This window comes from Megasphaera cerevisiae DSM 20462, assembly GCF_001045675.1.
Lineage (GTDB): Bacteria > Bacillota > Negativicutes > Veillonellales > Megasphaeraceae > Megasphaera > Megasphaera cerevisiae.
Window position 1 is genome coordinate 1 of sequence record NZ_LEKT01000038.1, and the last position, 17,399, is coordinate 17,399.

General features: G+C 39.7%; 20 protein-coding genes. All 20 read right to left on the reverse strand.

Going from position 1 to position 17,399, the window contains the following annotated elements:
• Positions 1 to 472 precede the first annotated feature (472 nt).
• On the reverse strand, positions 473 to 1,066 hold the full coding sequence (locus tag AB840_RS10500; protein WP_048514801.1) for an RNA polymerase sigma factor: 594 nt from the start codon (positions 1,064 to 1,066) through the stop codon (positions 473 to 475).
• Between the two features lie 94 nt (positions 1,067 to 1,160).
• A complete protein-coding gene (locus tag AB840_RS10505) occupies positions 1,161 to 1,388 on the reverse strand; it encodes a DUF2922 domain-containing protein (RefSeq protein WP_048514802.1) in 228 nt (75 codons plus the stop codon).
• 36 nt (positions 1,389 to 1,424) lie between these two features.
• Positions 1,425 to 1,640 carry a DUF1659 domain-containing protein gene (locus AB840_RS10510; protein ID WP_048514803.1) on the reverse strand — a complete coding sequence of 72 codons (216 nt, stop codon included), beginning with the start codon at positions 1,638 to 1,640 and terminating at the stop codon, positions 1,425 to 1,427.
• 61 nt (positions 1,641 to 1,701) lie between these two features.
• Positions 1,702 to 2,238 carry an N-acetylmuramoyl-L-alanine amidase family protein gene (locus AB840_RS10515; RefSeq protein ID WP_048514804.1) on the reverse strand — a complete coding sequence of 179 codons (537 nt, stop codon included), beginning with the start codon at positions 2,236 to 2,238 and terminating at the stop codon, positions 1,702 to 1,704.
• 49 nt (positions 2,239 to 2,287) lie between these two features.
• Positions 2,288 to 2,488: a hypothetical protein gene (locus AB840_RS10520; protein ID WP_048514805.1), complete on the reverse strand. Its 201-nt coding sequence runs from the start codon at positions 2,486 to 2,488 to the stop codon at positions 2,288 to 2,290.
• A 30-nt stretch (positions 2,489 to 2,518) separates the two neighbouring features.
• Positions 2,519 to 3,004 carry a hypothetical protein gene (locus AB840_RS17150; protein WP_159445850.1) on the reverse strand — a complete coding sequence of 162 codons (486 nt, stop codon included), beginning with the start codon at positions 3,002 to 3,004 and terminating at the stop codon, positions 2,519 to 2,521.
• Positions 2,931 to 3,842: a phage replisome organizer N-terminal domain-containing protein gene (locus AB840_RS10530; RefSeq protein WP_048514807.1), complete on the reverse strand. Its 912-nt coding sequence runs from the start codon at positions 3,840 to 3,842 to the stop codon at positions 2,931 to 2,933. The genes AB840_RS17150 and AB840_RS10530 overlap by 74 nt, the downstream gene beginning before the upstream one ends.
• Before the next feature lie 1,383 nt (positions 3,843 to 5,225).
• A complete protein-coding gene (gene galU / locus AB840_RS10540; protein WP_048514809.1) occupies positions 5,226 to 6,071 on the reverse strand; it encodes a UTP--glucose-1-phosphate uridylyltransferase GalU in 846 nt (281 codons plus the stop codon).
• A 13-nt stretch (positions 6,072 to 6,084) separates the two neighbouring features.
• Positions 6,085 to 7,176 carry a UDP-galactopyranose mutase gene (gene glf, locus AB840_RS10545; RefSeq protein WP_048514810.1) on the reverse strand — a complete coding sequence of 364 codons (1,092 nt, stop codon included), beginning with the start codon at positions 7,174 to 7,176 and terminating at the stop codon, positions 6,085 to 6,087.
• Between the two features lie 404 nt (positions 7,177 to 7,580).
• Positions 7,581 to 8,444 (reverse strand): glycosyltransferase, encoded by an 864-nt coding sequence (locus AB840_RS10550; RefSeq protein WP_048514811.1) that lies wholly within the window; start codon positions 8,442 to 8,444, stop codon positions 7,581 to 7,583.
• Positions 8,441 to 8,599 carry a glycosyltransferase family A protein gene (locus AB840_RS17155; protein WP_143745095.1) on the reverse strand — a complete coding sequence of 53 codons (159 nt, stop codon included), beginning with the start codon at positions 8,597 to 8,599 and terminating at the stop codon, positions 8,441 to 8,443. The genes AB840_RS10550 and AB840_RS17155 overlap by 4 nt, the downstream gene beginning before the upstream one ends.
• Before the next feature lie 5 nt (positions 8,600 to 8,604).
• Positions 8,605 to 9,735, reverse strand: coding sequence for a glycosyltransferase family 8 protein (locus AB840_RS10555; RefSeq protein WP_160300567.1), 1,131 nt, complete (start codon positions 9,733 to 9,735; stop codon positions 8,605 to 8,607).
• Positions 9,707 to 10,633, reverse strand: a complete 927-nt coding sequence (locus tag AB840_RS10560) for an NAD-dependent epimerase/dehydratase family protein (protein WP_048514813.1) — start codon at positions 10,631 to 10,633, stop codon at positions 9,707 to 9,709. Before AB840_RS10560 ends, AB840_RS10555 begins: the two co-directional genes overlap by 29 nt.
• Before the next feature lies 1 nt (position 10,634).
• Positions 10,635 to 11,588 carry a transketolase family protein gene (locus tag AB840_RS10565; RefSeq protein ID WP_048514814.1) on the reverse strand — a complete coding sequence of 318 codons (954 nt, stop codon included), beginning with the start codon at positions 11,586 to 11,588 and terminating at the stop codon, positions 10,635 to 10,637.
• Complete coding sequence (locus AB840_RS10570) at positions 11,585 to 12,436, reverse strand: transketolase (RefSeq protein WP_048514815.1); 852 nt, start codon at positions 12,434 to 12,436, stop codon at positions 11,585 to 11,587. Before AB840_RS10570 ends, AB840_RS10565 begins: the two co-directional genes overlap by 4 nt.
• Before the next feature lie 39 nt (positions 12,437 to 12,475).
• Positions 12,476 to 13,804 carry a lipopolysaccharide biosynthesis protein RfbH gene (gene rfbH, locus AB840_RS10575; protein ID WP_048514816.1) on the reverse strand — a complete coding sequence of 443 codons (1,329 nt, stop codon included), beginning with the start codon at positions 13,802 to 13,804 and terminating at the stop codon, positions 12,476 to 12,478.
• A gap of 4 nt (positions 13,805 to 13,808) precedes the next feature.
• Entirely contained in the window at positions 13,809 to 14,870 is a 1,062-nt protein-coding gene (gene rfbG / locus AB840_RS10580; RefSeq protein WP_048514817.1) for a CDP-glucose 4,6-dehydratase, read from the reverse strand.
• On the reverse strand, positions 14,867 to 15,646 hold the full coding sequence (gene rfbF / locus AB840_RS10585) for a glucose-1-phosphate cytidylyltransferase (RefSeq protein ID WP_048514818.1): 780 nt from the start codon (positions 15,644 to 15,646) through the stop codon (positions 14,867 to 14,869). Before rfbF ends, rfbG begins: the two co-directional genes overlap by 4 nt.
• On the reverse strand, positions 15,643 to 16,668 hold the full coding sequence (locus AB840_RS10590; RefSeq protein WP_048514819.1) for a hypothetical protein: 1,026 nt from the start codon (positions 16,666 to 16,668) through the stop codon (positions 15,643 to 15,645). Before AB840_RS10590 ends, rfbF begins: the two co-directional genes overlap by 4 nt.
• Complete coding sequence (locus AB840_RS10595) at positions 16,669 to 17,397, reverse strand: ABC transporter ATP-binding protein (protein ID WP_048514820.1); 729 nt, start codon at positions 17,395 to 17,397, stop codon at positions 16,669 to 16,671.
• Between the last annotated feature and the right edge of the window lie 2 nt (positions 17,398 to 17,399).

A 17,399-nucleotide genomic window follows, 5' to 3' on the forward strand; every position in this document is an offset into this window, starting at 1 on the left:
AAGTTCAACCTTAAGCAACTGGTTGATGGCATCTTCAAGTTCTTGACGAAAGACATCTTCAACAGATTGTTTTTCTACTAGCGCTTGCATGAGTTTTGTGTTAAGATTTGACATTAGGGAACCTCATTTCTTTAGTGTCTTTGTTAGCACTTAACACTATACAGGAATGAGGTTCCTTTTCCTATGGGCCTCTTAGAGTTTACACATAAAATTTTATACTATCCCATCATATTTAAGCCATTATATTAAGTATTATAAAAATGTGCATAATTTAAATATTTTCATGTAAATAATAATAAAAATCATTATCTTGATTATTTTTATATATAATATACCATGTATTTGATATTTTTAATCTTTTTTATGTCTATTGCAGAAAGACAAACATTTTCATAAAATAAAAATGCAGAACCGCCAACGTCTCGGCGGTTCTGCTGCTATATTCTTCCGTCATTATTCTATTTTTTTCCTGTTATGCCACCATGTGACGGCGTAATTTCCCCAATGCCCGGTACAGTCGGGAAGATATGGTACGGATAGGTAGTTTTTGCAATGTTGAAATTTCTTGAAATGACAAATTTTGATGATATCTCAAGTGAATGATATGCCGTTCTGCCGCATTTAATTTACGTAAGTTTTGTTCCAGCTGTTTTTTCAATTCATCACTCAAAACATAGTCTTCGGGCTTTAAAATATAATGCTCAACAAGATTTTCTATGATGTCTGTCATCTCTCCGCCCGTATCATCTACTTGAATAACACGGAAGTCACAATCATCTTTTCTATGTTTCCGTTCCAATTCCAATGCATTATGAACACAGCGCGACAGTAATTTAACTAAATTCGTATTCTCTTGGGATATATCGCAGGTATGTATGAACTGGATAGCCGCAGTCTGGGCAATGGATTTTGCTTCATCCATATCTGGAAACGCATATAAAAAATTATAATGATACACATGTGTCCAATATTGTATGACACCTTTCACATGTTCCAATATGCCTGAAATAGGTTCGTGATTACCTGCCTGTACATGTTGTATTAATGGGCGAATCGTCTGGGTCATGATATCGCTCCTTTCTATAATATAAAATAAGCAACACTGTATATGGACATGAAAAAGCACCCTGAACCGGAATACGGTCCAAGGCACTGCTTCATTATGCGTCGATGGATTCGACTTGACGGGTTACGATGCGGCTTTCTTTGAGGGAAGCCAGATCACCGTCTTTTGTGGCAAAGACTTTATTATCAATAATATTCTTTGCCGCAGCCTCTACCGCTGCCCTATCCAATCCGTCCTTCGGATCTTTCAAGGCATACGTCACGGCTGTGCCGGCAGGATCGACGAATTCGAGCTGCAAGGTTGTAGTTTTTGTCGTAATCATAAAGATAGTCTCCTTTCGCTAAATTTTTTTTTGTTCTTAGGCAGAAATTTCATTTTCTGTCACTTCAACAATTTTGCTGACAGGATCATTCTGCAGCGTAGCAATCGCTTCGGCAGCTTGAATGATGTTCGCTGCTTCAACGTTTGCCTTCAGATTCGCCAACGTGATCTGACGAGTCTTGTCCTTGCCGCCGTCATCCGTATAGGATACGGTAAGCTTCAACTTACTGGATACAGCAGTGCGTGTTGCCATGTGTCACTCCTCCTTTCATTTTGAAAAAAATATAAATATATAGTATCTCTTGGCACACTCGCTAGGCAGCTCGCTGCCCTATCATGGCCGGATACTGGATAATCCCCGTGGCAATAGCTGACGCTACCTCTTCCGCACACCCCAGGTAGCGCCTGATATCATAGTCGTTATCTATAAAACAAACTTCTGCCAGCACAGCCGGCATAGCAGTGCGGCGCAGAACGAAGAGACCCGGTCGTTCCTTCAGTCCTCTGTCGGGCAGACAAAGGACTGCTCTGATGTTGGACTGAATACAATGCCCCAGCAGGAGACTGTCCGGCGTACCACTGACTAAAGTCTCCGTGCCGGTGGCCCGCATATTAAAGGCATTGAAATGAAGGGACACAAATACATCTGCATCTTTCTCGTTTGCTTCGCTGCACACCGCATCCAGATCATCACGCTGACCGCAGATGACAGCTATACCGTTCCGTTCCAGGCGTTCCTGAACCAGACACCCCAGATCATACGCCAAATCGCATTCCCGTAATGCTAAATGAGCATTCACCGCACCACTGTCGAGCGTTCGATCATGCCCGGGATTCAAATATACTTTCATGTGTTTCTCCTTTCGTGATGACATCTTGTTCATAAACAGTATCACTCCATTACGCTTTGATTTTCATACGGATAGCGTCGCCCATAGCTACGCCGGTGATATGTGTCTGCTGCGCCGCCAGACAGGGACAGCGCGGTGCGGTGCCGCAGGCCATATAAGGGCGCATAGGCAGAGCCAGTGACAGCAGGCGCCGCATGATATATACGACCCGCCGCCGGTCCAGATTTCGTAAAAACGATACGATTGACATCCATGATCTCCTTTCTTATCTATTATATATTTACGCAATTTTGCGCATAACCAGCTCTATATTTCCTTCTGTATTCAGCTTCATATACGTACGCCAACGGCTGTTTTGGGCTAGTTCCCGTACTCTGTCTTTTTGACAGTTCATGATTTCCAGCCAATTTTTCCGGATCGTATCATCACTCATTTCCGGAAAAAAGGTATGGACAAATTCCCGTACTTCCGCCGTTATATGGCAGTTTATCACTCTTTTTCCCTCATGCCAGGATATTTTTACCGCTTGGGCCTGCTGCAATGTCTGCCGTTTCACATACGGCAGCCGTGGCTCCGGATGATACACAGATGCCTCCCGATAGATCTCCCGTCTCATTTGCTTCCATTCTTCCATAATTTCTGCAATAGACGGTGCAAATTTACACCGCTTGCTGAGCCGTTCAGCCAGTTTTTTACCATGCTCCTCCGACAGGGCCACCGGAAGTGATTTTCGTACTATCTCCGCATACGCTTTCGACTGATTCATCTGATTCCCGTACACATGATTCAAGCATAGCAGCATAACGCTGGATCCGTTCATTTTCTTTTGACTCCTTTCGTTGCGAAGTGCCGTTGCCGTTCACTAAAACGGCCTGTATATATTTCACGTGCGGCGCGTGATGCTCATAGGCAATGTCAATGGCGTTCGAAAGAGAGCCGGCTCCCCAATACCGTTCCAGCTCCAGCAGCTGGTGTGCGCAATCAGCGCCTATCTGACCAAAATACTGCCGGTATTGTTGAATACAGGCATGATCCTGCCAGCGTGCAGGGCTGACCGGCAGGACAGCCTTACTCGTCATCAATGGGGGCACATCAGAAATGCCAGCGTCTTCTGTAGCATTTGCTGCCTGATCCATACCCGCCGCTTCACTATCTATCGCTGGCGCCTTCACGCCATCAAGTGCTGCCGCGGGGGGCGGCAATAGCTCCGTGATTTCCCTCTGACGCCGGCGGCATTTGGCCACACGCTGCCGCGTCTGTTCGCGGCGCGCCTGATCCTTATCACAGCCCTGCATATCCTCCCAGTCCAGGAGTTGAATACTGCCGGTGTCTGTCCGTCTGATAAACTCTAATTCTTCCAGACAGTCCAGCGCCTTTTCCATGGTCTTTGTGCGCCGATGAAGATAATGGCCCAAGTCCGTGCTGGTCAGCGGTTCCTGCTCCGTCACGTACACCCAGCCGCCGTGATTGATAGCGCCGGCGAAATCCCGCAGAACAGACAAGACCAAATGATACGTTTCCCCGTTAGACTGGCGAAGCATGCGCACCACGCGAGGATCACTATAAAAACCTACTTTTATTTTCAACCACTGTAATCGTTTCATCGGGTCCGTCTCCTCTTTCTGAAAAGTTCCTGAGTATGTCCCTCTATCTATATACACTTTTTTTGAGGTCTTTTTATTCATTTTTTTTTACTTTTTTCGAAAAAAATATGACTTTTGTCAACACTAATTTAAGCGTATTTCTCTCATTTTTAATTTTATTTATACTTTTTAAGCATTTTTATTAGTAGTTTTTGTAATTAAATGAATAATCCTAAGGTTTGATGAACTTTATTTTTTATAAAAAAGCACAAATATCCTTTATACGTACACAAAAATTACCTAACGGAACTCTATATATCTTTTCTCTTTTCTTCTTATCTCTTCTATTCTAATGCGTTACACAGCGTTACATCACCCCCAGCAAAATCCCAACCCGCCCATACCTATGCCCTATGCCTGCGCCCTGTACTTTTTGCCATCGCCTGTGCCCTGTGCTTTTGCCATCGTAGGGGCCCCATTCATGGCGCCCGCCACACAACCACAACCCCGAAATCCACCATCTTGGATATGTCCAGATCGCCGGTTGATATACATGCGGGGCTGATAAATCCGCCCCCTACAAGGGCAAGATCTGGGACACTGCAACCTACCGTCATGAACACAATGCAATACGCCCCCATCGTAGGGGCCCTATTCATGGCGCCCGCCACACAGTACACTCCGTCATTACCCGTCTATAATCTCTAAAGAATATATTATAATCCAATCCGTATAGTATATCCGAATAAGAAGGCATAAAAAAAAGACTTCCCGCTGAACACAATCTCGTATACAGCAAAAAGTCAGATTCTATTATAAATGTAGGCGTAAGACAGACACAATCCCACCATCCACCATCCTGATCATGTCCAGATCGCCTGCCGGTATATTGCGGGGCTGATAAATCCGCCCCCTACAAGGGCAAGATCTGGGACACTGCAACCTACCGTCATGAACACAATGCAATACGCCCCCATCGTAGGGGCCCCATTTATGGCGCCCGCTACATATCCACAACCCAGTAATCCACCATCCTGGTATGTCCAGATCATCCGTTGATATACATGCGGGGCTGATGAATCCGCCCCCTACAAAATCAAGATCTGGGACACTGCAACCTACCGTCATGAACACAATGTAATACGCACCATCGTAGGGGCCCCATTTATGGCGCCCGCACATATCCACAACCCAGTAATCCACCATCCTGGTATGTCCAGATCATCCGTTGATATACATGCGGGGCTGATGAATCCGCCCCCTACAAAATCAAGATCTGGGACACTGCAACCTACCGTCATGAACACAATGTAATACGCACCATCGTAGGGGCCCCATTTATGGCGCCCGCACATATCCACAACCCAGTAATCCACCATCCTTTTAAATCAGTTCTTTTACATACTATAAAAATGCAGCTCCTAAATCGTCCCGGCGCAGAGCATAATCTACAGTAGCTTTCAAATATTCCAAGCTACAGCCCACATCATAGCAGGTGCCAACCAACGGATATGCACATACAGTTTCCCGTTCTACCAGTATATTCAACGCATCTGTCAATTGTATTTCCTTATTAGAATGTGGTGCAACGCGCTGCAGTGCCTCAAAGATATCCGGATGGATAATATAGCGGCCCATCGCCGCATAGCAGCTGGGCGACTGGTTTCTATCCGGTTTTTCAACTATATGAGTAACCTGGAGCAGGTCACGTCCCTCTTTAGGCACTCCCGCAATCATACCATATGACGACACATCCGACAGCGGCACCTGCTGATATCCCAGAAGAGTTGTTCCCGTCTGATAATACACATTCAGGAGTTGCTGCAATACCGGCTCCGTTTCCGTATATATCAGCGTATCCCCCAGCAATACAGCAAACGGTTCATCGTCTATAAAATCCTTGGCACATAAAATAGCATCTCCCAACCCACGCATATGCTTTTGATGGACATAATGGATATTGATTTCAGAAATTTGCTGTACCATATGTAGCAACGCGTTTTTTCCTTGGTGCTTCAACTGCGTTTCCAATTCTAAATTCGTGTCAAAATGATCTTCAATCGCTCGTTTTCCATGGCCGCTTACAATCAATATTTCTTCAATACCGCTTTGCAAGGCTTCCTCCACAATATATTGAATAACCGGCTTATCCACAATAGGAAGCATCTCCTTCGGTGTCGCCTTGGTAGCCGGTAAAAATCCCGTACCATACCCTGCAGCCGGAATCACGGCCTTTCTAATTTTTTTCATACCCCCACCACCTTTATTGATACTGTTTTACAGCAGTCAGCGCACTGGCAATGACATCATCCATATCGTAATACTTATATTCAGCCAGCCGTCCCCCAAACACAACCTGCCGTTCCTGTTTTGCTAATGCAGCGTATTGCCTGTACAATGTCTGATTTCTATCATCATTGACCGGATAATAGGCTTCCTCTCCCGGTTTCCAATCCGTCGGATATTCTTTGGTCACATACGTAACAGGCTGCGTCCCAAATTCAAAATGCTTGTGCTCAATGCTGCGCGTATACGGCGTTTCTCGATCCGTATAATTCATGACGGCTACGCCCTGATAGTTTTCTTCCTCCAACCGCTCTGTTTCAAACCGCAGCCCACGATATTCCAATTGTCCCAGCCGATACTGAAAATATGCGTCAATAGGGCCCGTATAGATAATCGTATCCGCTATATCATTAAATTCCTCACGATGTTTATTATAATCTACCCCAGTACGCACCTCAATACCCTCCAATAGCGCCTCTATCAGCACAGTATAACCCCCCATAGGGATACCCTGATAGCGATCATTGAAATAGTTATTATCAAACGTATATCGCACGGGTAAGCGTCGGATGATGAACGCAGGAAGGTCCGTACAACTCCGGCCCCATTGTTTTTCCGTATAACCCTTGATAAGTTTTGTGTAAATATCGGTGCCAATCAGAGAAATGGCCTGTTCTTCTAAATTTTTAGGTTCACCTTGAATGGCTGTACGCTGCTTTGCAATCTTAGCCGCTGCCTCTGCTGGCGTTACGACGCCCCACATCTGGGAAAAGGTATTCATATTAAAAGGAAGATTGTATAATTCTCCCTTATAATTCGCCACCGGTGAATTGACATAGTGATTAAACTCTACAAACTGATTCACATAGTTCCATATAGCCGTATTTGAAGTGTGAAAAATATGAGCTCCATATTTGTGAATATGAATGCCGTCCTTTTCTTCACAATACACGTTGCCGCCGACATGATCCCGTTTTTCAATAACGAGACAAGACTTTCCCGCTTTTTTCATTTCATGGGCAAAAACACAGCCAAACAGACCACTGCCTATAATTAGATAATCGTACATGACCCTGTGACCTCATTTATTGAGAAACATAATGTACACTGCTACATAATAAATAATACTATTATACACTTTCATGAATCTCACATCAGACAAAGTCCGATATGAGATTCAATTTAAATGCTCAATACCCTTTAACGCTATTCAGACTGGCTTAGCCACTGAACCTTTAAACCTTTCAAATCGTTTTTTATATCTTTTTCTACCAAATCTCATAGAATGAATTCTGCTTTCTGGATATATCGGTTTTTAGAATTCATTTGCATCTCAACAATTGATTAAAATCTTTGAAGAAATGCGTTTAGAAAGATTTCAAACTACTTTCCACTATATTCATACAAGTATGTGATACTACGAAACATTGCTTAATACTGGAGTTATGCACACCATTGATTACGCAGCTCACATTACTTACCAACACGATATTTATAAGAAAAAGAATACTTTCGCCAGCATTTGACAGCAACTTTTCTAATTACCGGATTCAACACCCCATCAATCAGATGATCAAACAAAAAATACCTACGTTTATTAAAAAGCTTTTTCTTCAGCATCTCTTCTTTAAACTGATTCCAAGTCATAAAACGTTCCCCAGCACTCCATTGATAAAGAAACAAAGCGAAATTAAAAAGAAGCGTGTCATATAAGACGCTTCGCACTTCTTCCTTTATTCCAGTAATAGGACATTCCGTCACATAACATTGCTTCATATGAGACAATATGGCAAGAAGTTCCTTGGGAAACGGACCTGTTTTTAAGGAATTACTATCCGAACTAATATGTTGTCGCCAGCGAACACATTCTCCATGTAAAAAGATCAAATCGCCATAACATCCCACATCATACATAAAAATAATGTCATGTAATTTTCCATATAATTCCGGGTGGTATTCTACTTTTTTATAAATACTGGTTTTATAAATCGCACAACAGAATGTTGGCCTATTTATGAGCAATTGTAGAAAGGCATTTCTAACTTTAGGATAATAAAAATAAGTATCAGGAAGAAAGTCCCAATTCACATTATCCACATTGTAAACCGCATGTGCCATTCCCGTGGACATAACAGCATTTTTATTTTTATGCATCAATTGCATATTTCGATCTATATATTCAGGATGTACTGCATCGTCATCATGAAAAACTGCAATATATTGATTGGTTGCAAATTTCTGTGAGGCCTTGAAGTTCCCCGCATTCCCTATATTTTTCTCATGTGTAATTATGTCAATTTTCCTGTTCGGATACTTTTTTTGAATTTCAGAAATCACACCTTCACACCTAATGTATTATCTGTTGATGCGTTATTTAAGATAATTGTTTTTCTCCATGTGGCATTTGATTCAAAAATAGCGCTCAGTGCTATTCCTAAATACTGACTACGATTGTATGTCAGTACCATAACATCTAATTCTTGATAATCCATTATTCTTACCTCTTTTTAGCAAATTTCTCTCCCCATTCCTTGTTGGGAGGCGTAAAAAAAGCTGCATAAATCCGCTTTATAACTTCTCTAGCTCTCGAACTGCGAGGAACTATTTTGACGAATCGATCTCCTATTTTTTGTATCCATAATCTATTAATTCCCAATTCGCCACGAACCGAGTTGACGGTTAGGCGACGTAAAATTTCTTCATAATATGGAGAGGTTCTAGCATATTTCCACCAACAGTCTCCAAAACCAACCAAAGGATAGTCCCACGGCTTAGGATAAGCAGCATAGTGGATAATATATGGATCCTGCATCGATTTTTTCCATAATTCAATCTTATTAATGGTATTATGTGAAATATGCTCTACAGATGCCATCCTGGGCGGAAAGAGATTCCACCTAAGATCTATATGATGGATATGCCCGTCAAAAAGCATATTCAATGCATCCTGTTCAGCACACCTGAAATAATATTTCTGCCAGAGTGCCATAATATTATCCATCGTAAAGTCCCGCCTGATATTTACATTATTAAAAACCAATACATCAGCATTCACATAACCATCCGGATTGCATAATCCTAATTCGTCTGGAGAAATATCCATCTTAAGTCGCCCTAGATATCCAAGATCTATCGCGCCTGCTATATATTCATTATGCTTCATAGGACAATGCAATAATTCCATTACATCCTTTTCAATAACAATATCAGCGCCGAGGTTGAGAACTCTATCATATTTTTTAAATATCCACGGTAAGGCCATTCTAAAATAATTTATCGTTAAATATTTATATCTACTTTTTTCAACATATTTTTTTACATAGCTTGTAGGATCAAAAAAACGCAAAGATATATTTTTCCTGCCTGCAATTTCCATCTGTAGCAAATTACAATCATAAGCATCAATCTCATTAGTTAAAATTACAATATCATAAAATTCATCTTCATTCGTATGCTCTACTAATGATTTCAAGACAACATCTTGATACGGTACAAAAAAACTACTAGATTCAAATACGATTGCCTCCTTAACATTATCAAAGGCTGGGTAAAGTTCATCTACATATCTTGATTTATCTAACTTTTCTAATTCATAAAGGTTATCTATTTTTCTCACCCCACGAATCAATAATTTTCTGTATTCCCTCTGCAAAAAGCACTTTGGGTCTCCAACCAATAGACATTATTTTATGAATATCTGGTGAAATACCAGTTTTTCCGCTGTCATTGTGACCTAATGCTCCAAAGTGTAACTCACTATTAGATTTTGTGATAGATTTCATTTCCGTAATATATTCACGAAGCCTACGAGTGTCTTCACTGCCAAAATTATAAATTCCATCCGGTTGATTTTCATCCTCTAAAAGTTGATACATGCCACGCACAGCATCACCAATATATAAATAATTCCACATCTGTAGCCCATCTGAAAAATCACAGAATTCGTTTTGCATCATTTTAGGCAATGATGACATAATTAGAGTCTGCTCAAAATCACCTGGTCCGTACAGACTAAAAAATCGCGGTTCCAGCAATCGTATCCTATAATTATGACAAACCTCTTTTGCATAGCAGAAAAATCCATACTTCTGCTTACCATACTGCGTAGACGGGCTTGAAAGGGTTGCTTCATTTATTATTCCATCTACATCACCATATTCGGCCTGTGATCCAGCTATCAAAAAATTTTTCACAGACAAGTTTACAGCAGTTTGCAATGCCTTAACTGCACAAGTATTATTATCCATCTGTAAGTTTTTATCATTTCTTTGATGACCACGTGTACCATTCCATGCTAGGTGTACTACAGTATCCACATCTCCAGTTATTAATTGTGGTAATTTATCATAATCATTCATGTCAGATTCAATTATATGACATTTCAACTTAAATTTATCTAAAAAATCTGCTCTTTTTGAACTATTTTTTCTCAAAACAGCGATTACTTCTATTCCATTCTGTAGTAATTCTTTTATTAGATGCTCGCCAATAAAACTGGTAGCTCCTGTTATTAGTACTCGTTTCACTTTATTCTCCTAGCATCTCTAACATCATTTTTTCCAAACCATCGGCATCATAGCCAAAACTATGATACAAATATGGGGCATGAGCCATTGCAACAAATTTATCAGGTATACCAGCAATAGCAAAATGTATACCGATTCCTTTCTCCGCTAAAAACTGACCAATATAAGTACCTAATCCCCCAAGGACATTATGATCCTGCGCTACGATAATATTTCCAGTCTTGGCAGCATCCAAGACTGTCTCTTTGTCTAAAGGCTTTATGGTATGCATATCAATTACACGTACACTTTTTCTCGTCCTAAACGCGATATTTTTAGCAGCTTCAATTGCATATTTGACAGTAATACCGGCACAGATAAATGCACCATCGTCTCCATGCAGGATTTCTGTAGCTTTGCCAATCTTATAATCGTAATCTGCATTATAAATTCTAATAACTGGCTCAACACTACTTCTAATATAAATAGGGCCATTGTAACTGAGCGTCTCTTCAAGCATTTTCTGTGCTTCTATTGCATCACAAGGCTCTAATACTGTCATTTGAGGTATGCCACACATAATAGCAACATCCTCAATACTCCAGTGTGTTGCTCCCGAAATTCCACCAGAAACACCTGCATAAGTCCCTATCAACCGCACATTCAAATTTGCATAAGCTACATCGGTTCGACACTGCTCACAAGCCCGCATTGTAATAAACGGAGCCATAGAAAAAGCATACGGTATGAACCCCTCGTGTGCTAATCCTGCTGCAAAACTTACCATATTTTGCTCTGCAATACCGAGATTGAAAGTACGCGTGGGAAATTCTACTGCAAAATCACGATTGCGACATGTTCCACTTAAATCAGCATTAACAACCAAAACTTTTTTATTTTTGCATCCAAGTTCTTGCATATAATGCCCCATAACATCACGCAGGAAATCTTTCTTGGATAAATCTAACGTTATCATGCCTGCGCCTCCGTTTTCTTATATACATTTTCTAATTCATTAATACATTTAGTGTATTGTTCTTTTGTTATTTTTCCAGCATGCCAGCGAACTTGATTTTCCATAAAAGATACACCCTTACCTTTGATAGTATGACAAATAAATACTGTGGGTATATCTGAGTCTGGTGATGGAAGATTATCAAAATGCTTTTTTATCTGTGCCACATCATTACCATCGAATTCTTGGACATTCCACCCAAAAGCACGATATTTTACTGCAATATCCCCTAATGCAGTAATTTCATTCAACGAGCCATCCGCCTCAAGACCATTAAAATCCACAATAGTGACAAGATTCCCCAATTTGTAATGAACAGCATTCATGGCCGCTTCCCAAATAGAACCTTCTGATTGCTCTCCATCCCCCATCACGACATAAACACGGCTTTTATGATTATTTTTCAAGCGTAACGCAGCTGCTATCCCACACGCAATGGGAAAGCCGTGTCCTAGGCTTCCCGTTGAAACCTCTACATATGGATTAACTAAATTACAAGAATGCATTGAAAAACGGCCTTCATCTGTAGCATATTCTCTATATACATTCTCTGTTGTAAAACACCCTATTGCCGCCTGATTAAAAGTGGTAACAGCGGATGCATGGCCTTTAGATAACACAAAACGATCACGAAATTCATCCTGCACATTTTGAGTATTATATTTCATCTGATATTGCCATAATACTGTCATAACGTCAGTTATTGACAAATCCCCACCAATATGAATGGACTGTATTGAACACAATTTCAATAAATTCTTGCGAATTTCTAATGCTGCCCGTTCTATTTCCGATACGGTTTTTAACATAATACATTTATCCTTTTCATAATCTTTCTGAATTTAATTTTACTGGATTACTGCTTCTTTTATAATTCTGATCATATAGTCTAATTTCTCGTCTGTCATCCCCGGATATACGCCAACCCAGAAGGTATCATTCATAATGCGGTCTGTATTCTCCAGACTTCCAATAATGCGATATTTTTCACCGTTAGCACGTATTGTATCAAAGCACGGATGCTTGATTAAGTTACCAGCAAATAACATACGAGTCTGCACACCATGCTGCTCAATATATGATATAACCTTTTTACGATCTACACCATTTTTACATGTCATCAAAAAGCCAAACCAGCTTGGCTTAGACTTCTCACATGGTTCCGGCAAAATCAATTCATCTTGTACATCTTGCAAACCATTTAGTAAACGATTAAAGTTGTAGCGGCGGCGTTTAACAAAACTTGGAAATTTCTCAAGTTGTGCACAGCCAACAGCAGCCTGCATATCCGTGATATTAAGGTTCAGTCCAAAATGTGAATAGACATATTTATGGTCATAACCTCTTGGCAATTCACCATATTGACCATCAAAACGATGTCCACAAAAATTATCATGACCAGATGGGCAAACGCAATCACGTCCCCAGTCGCGCATAGAACGCATTATCTTGTTCAGTAAAGAATTGTTCGTATAAACAGCCCCTCCCTGTCCCATCGTCATATGATGCGGTGGATAGAAGCTAGAGGTACCCATATCACCAATACTGCCAGTAAATTTTTTTCCCCCATCTATGGTATACAAAGAACCTAAAGCGTCACAATTATCTTCTACTAACCACAGATGGTGTTTGTCACAGAACTCTTTAACTACTTTTAAATCGAATGGATTTCCCAATGTGTGCGCAATCATAACTGCCCGAGTTCTTGGAGAAAGTGCTTCTTCCAGTTTTGTAACATCAATATTGTATTGTGGAATTGTAACATCTACGAATACAGGTACTGCGCCGTAATTGATAATTGGAGACACTGTTGTTGGAAAACCAGCCGCTACCGTGATAACTTCATCACCACGACAAATACGACGCGTTCCAAGTAATGGAGATGTCAATGTCATGAATGCCAAGAGATTGGCCGAAGATCCCGAGTTAACAACAGAGGCATATCTTACACCTAAATAGTCCTTTAATCCCTTTTCAAATTGATCAACATAACGACCAGATGTCAGCCAAAATTCTAACGCACTATCAACAAGAGCACACATCTCTTTATAATCATAGACGCGAGATGCATACGGGATATGATCACCTTCATGATAAGATTGGTCTTGCTTATGATAAGTATCACAGTACTCTTTGACCATCCCTAAAATTTTATCATGCATTTCCTGCTGGTTCATTCTTTTATTCCTCCATAAATTCATAAATCTGTTTCTTCATCAAATCAGAAATATTATCATGATTTCTCCATGCTTTTGCCCATTCTACTGTTTTTTCAAGAGCTTTAGTGATATGCCAATGTGGTTTCCAATCAAAAGTATTCTTTACTTTTGAACAATCCAATTTTAAGAAGCCCGCTTCATGAGGTCCTTCTACGCTAACATCCTTCCAGCTTATACCATTACTCCAGATACGGCAGAATAAATCTGTCAATTCTCCAGTAGTAACACAATCGCAATCATCCGGTCCAACATTATACCATCCAGAGTATTTAGGTTCTGTATACTGTGCTTCCGCAATCATTAAATATACATATAATGGCTCTAGTACATACTGATAAGGACGCGTTGAATAAGGATTACGAACTTCAATACATTTTCCTTCATAAGCTGCACGGATACTATCCGGAACGATCCGATTTGGCGCAAAATCGCCCCCACCTATAACATTTCCGGCACGGGCTGTAGAGATGGCTACCCGGTCATCACTAAAAAAGCTTTTCTGATAACTATGTGTAACAAGTTCTGAACAACTTTTGCTGTTAGAATAGGGATCATATCCATCAAGAGGTTCATTTTCACGATAACCCCAAACCCATTCGTTATTCTTATAGACCTTATCTGTCGTTACATTAAGAAAAGATTTCACAGAATCGGATTGACGTACACACTCCAAAACATTTACTGTCCCCATGACGTTTGTTTCGTACGTGCCATGTGGATCTCGATAACTCTCTATAACAATGGGCTGAGCTGCAAGGTGTAAAACAATTTCCGGCTTAGATTTATCAAACACTTTTTTAAGAGTTTGATAATCGCGGATGTCTCCGATAACAGAGTGCATACCGGCTTCTACACCAGAAACACGAAACACTTCAGCACCTTTACTTGTTGGTGAAGAAAGCGCATATCCTGTAACATTTGCACCAAAAAGTTCAAGCATTTTACAGAGCCATGTACCTTTAAAACCTGTATGACCGGTTACAAATACATTTTTCCCCTTATAAAATTCTGGATGTAACCTCATCTATCCCACACTTTCCATGGCGCCTTTTCGTTCTTCCAAAGTGTCTCTAATTCTAATTTTTCCCTCATGGTATCCATACACTGCCAAAACCCTTTATGCTGATAGCTCATAAGTTGCCCCTCGTCAGCTAAACGGCGCAATGGCTCTTGCTCGAATACACACGCATCATCTGTGAGATAATCAAAAACCTGTGGCCCAAGAACCATATATCCTGCATTAATAGGTGCACTATCTTCTTTCGATTTTTCCCGAAAAGAATGAACAGCATTATCTCCGCCAATATCAAGAACTCCTTTAGACTGATCTTGCCATACAGCGGTCAGAGTGGCTATTTTGCGGTGAGAGCAATGGAATTTGACAAGTTCTTTTATATTGACATCACAAACACCATCACCATATGTCATCATGAAGATTTCATCACCAACATACTTTTGAATTCTTTTAATTCGACCTCCTGTCATTGTTTCCAATCCAGTATCCACTACTGTTACACGCCAAGGCTCCGAATGCTGTTCTTGAAGGATAATATGTTCTCCATTTCGGTAATCAAAGGTAACATCACTTGTATAAATAAAATAATTTTTAAACCAAGCTTTTATGTAATCCTGCTTATATCCAGCACAAATGATAAAGTCATTAAATCCATAATGCGAATACTCTTTCATAATGTGCCAAAGAATTGGTCTGTTACCAATTGTCACCATAGGTTTTGGTTTAAATTGACTTTCTTCTGAAATACGAGTTCCCAAACCGCCAGCTAATAATACTACTTTCATCTAAGCATTCTCCTTTTCATTCTGAAATATAACGGTTTGATCTCCGTCTTTAAGTAATCTAAAAATTTAGCAAGAATTTGAGGCATTAGATGGTACAAATACATTTTTCTATAAAATCCAGGCAGAACATCTATTTCTTGCTTATATTTGCGCAACATCTCTAATTTCAAATTATCCATTGCTCTAAGATTAATCAAATAGTAATTGCTGACTAAGGCATCCTTTCTAAATACCTTAATAATTTCTTTCTTTACATCATCACTATAAAATGAGGATAAAAGCTCAATTCCTTGATTAAATTTGGTAAATGTATATATATAATAACATTCATCTTTTGACCACCAGTGATCTTTTTTTACAGGATTATTCTTTACATGATCTGTATAAATAATCCCTAATTTGACTTTTTCCTGGCGTTGTGCTGAACATGCTAATAAATCAAATAATGAACAGGCAATCCACCAAGGTATTTGATGCATTCTATATTTTTTCAAAATACCATTCTTATAGCATTTTTGAAAATATCTCACTTGAATTATTTGAGCGCCCCAGTATGTCAGATGTGAAAAATATTTTTTTGCGTATAATCTGATATCCGAGCATTCGTAAATCTGTTCATACATGTAACCCTTATCTTGTCCCATATGTCCAATACGATTAAGGCTCTCTACATCGACTACTGTATAATCACTTATTTTTTCTCGAAGGAGTATTTCCATCTTATTAAAATCAATAATATTTCCATCCCCCATCAACCAAAAATATTCTGTACTCACATTTTCAAGAGCATTCATTGTCTTATCGCCAGCAGATATAGCTGAAGAATATCTATAATAGGCAAAAATATCTTTTCTTTTTTTCTGATAAGGCAATACAAAATTTTCGATTTTACCATCTGGACTACTGTCATGAATTTCAAATCGAAACAAAATTCCTTTATACGGATCTATACTTTTTTTAATGATTTCCTTTATGCAGGCATATCGGTTAGTTGGAATCACAACAGTAATAATTATAATCACCTATCTCTCGTACATCCTGCAGATTCGCTCTGTATCGCCTATATCTTTTATTCGTCCATGATCAAGCCATACCACTTTATTACAAAGTCTCCTTATCATTCCAATATCATGCGATACAAGAATAACTGTAGTTCCATTATTAATCATTTCTTGAATTCTTTTCTCACATTTTTCTTGAAACTTATAATCACCTACTGAAAGCACTTCATCTACAATAAGAATATCTGGTCGCACTTCTGTTGCTATGGCAAATCCCAATCTAGCATACATACCACTAGAAAAATTTTTGACAGGAACATTAACAAAATCTCGCAGTGCAGCAAAATCTAAAATCGCGTCAAAATGTTTCTCAAGAAATTTTTTACTATGACCTAAAATAGCGCCGTTAAGAAATATATTCTCCTTAGCTGTAAGTTCTGGGTCAAAACCAGCTCCCACCTCAATTAACGGAGCAATACTCCCCTTAACAGTTACTCTGCCTTGAGTTGGCTTTAAAACCTCAGCTAGAATTTTTAACATTGTTGATTTACCTGCGCCATTGAACCCAATAAAGCCAAAAATGTCTCCTCTGTCGATAGTAAAGGAAATATCATGTAAAGCAATGAATTCATTATAAAACAATTTTCCCTTTATCAATTTGACAACATACTCCTTAAGTGTATCGACCTTCTCTTCCATAAGGTTGAACTTCATGGTAACATGTTCTACATTGATGATTGTTTCTACCATGT

Coding starts and splice junctions, on each gene's coding strand:
- AB840_RS10500 (WP_048514801.1), bottom strand. CDS start 1,066: ATGACCCAGACGATTCGCCCATTAATACAACATGTACAGGCAGGTAAT.
- AB840_RS10505 (WP_048514802.1), bottom strand. CDS start 1,388: ATGATTACGACAAAAACTACAACCTTGCAGCTCGAATTCGTCGATCCT.
- AB840_RS10510 (WP_048514803.1), bottom strand. CDS start 1,640: ATGGCAACACGCACTGCTGTATCCAGTAAGTTGAAGCTTACCGTATCC.
- AB840_RS10515 (WP_048514804.1), bottom strand. CDS start 2,238: ATGAAAGTATATTTGAATCCCGGGCATGATCGAACGCTCGACAGTGGT.
- AB840_RS10520 (WP_048514805.1), bottom strand. CDS start 2,488: ATGTCAATCGTATCGTTTTTACGAAATCTGGACCGGCGGCGGGTCGTA.
- AB840_RS17150 (WP_159445850.1), bottom strand. CDS start 3,004: ATGAATCAGTCGAAAGCGTATGCGGAGATAGTACGAAAATCACTTCCG.
- AB840_RS10530 (WP_048514807.1), bottom strand. CDS start 3,842: ATGAAACGATTACAGTGGTTGAAAATAAAAGTAGGTTTTTATAGTGAT.
- galU (WP_048514809.1), bottom strand. CDS start 6,071: ATGAAAAAAATTAGAAAGGCCGTGATTCCGGCTGCAGGGTATGGTACG.
- glf (WP_048514810.1), bottom strand. CDS start 7,176: ATGTACGATTATCTAATTATAGGCAGTGGTCTGTTTGGCTGTGTTTTT.
- AB840_RS17155 (WP_143745095.1), bottom strand. CDS start 8,599: ATGGATTATCAAGAATTAGATGTTATGGTACTGACATACAATCGTAGT.
- AB840_RS10565 (WP_048514814.1), bottom strand. CDS start 11,588: ATGATAACGTTAGATTTATCCAAGAAAGATTTCCTGCGTGATGTTATG.
- AB840_RS10570 (WP_048514815.1), bottom strand. CDS start 12,436: ATGTTAAAAACCGTATCGGAAATAGAACGGGCAGCATTAGAAATTCGC.
- rfbH (WP_048514816.1), bottom strand. CDS start 13,804: ATGAACCAGCAGGAAATGCATGATAAAATTTTAGGGATGGTCAAAGAG.
- rfbG (WP_048514817.1), bottom strand. CDS start 14,870: ATGAGGTTACATCCAGAATTTTATAAGGGGAAAAATGTATTTGTAACC.
- rfbF (WP_048514818.1), bottom strand. CDS start 15,646: ATGAAAGTAGTATTATTAGCTGGCGGTTTGGGAACTCGTATTTCAGAA.
- AB840_RS10595 (WP_048514820.1), bottom strand. CDS start 17,397: ATGGTAGAAACAATCATCAATGTAGAACATGTTACCATGAAGTTCAAC.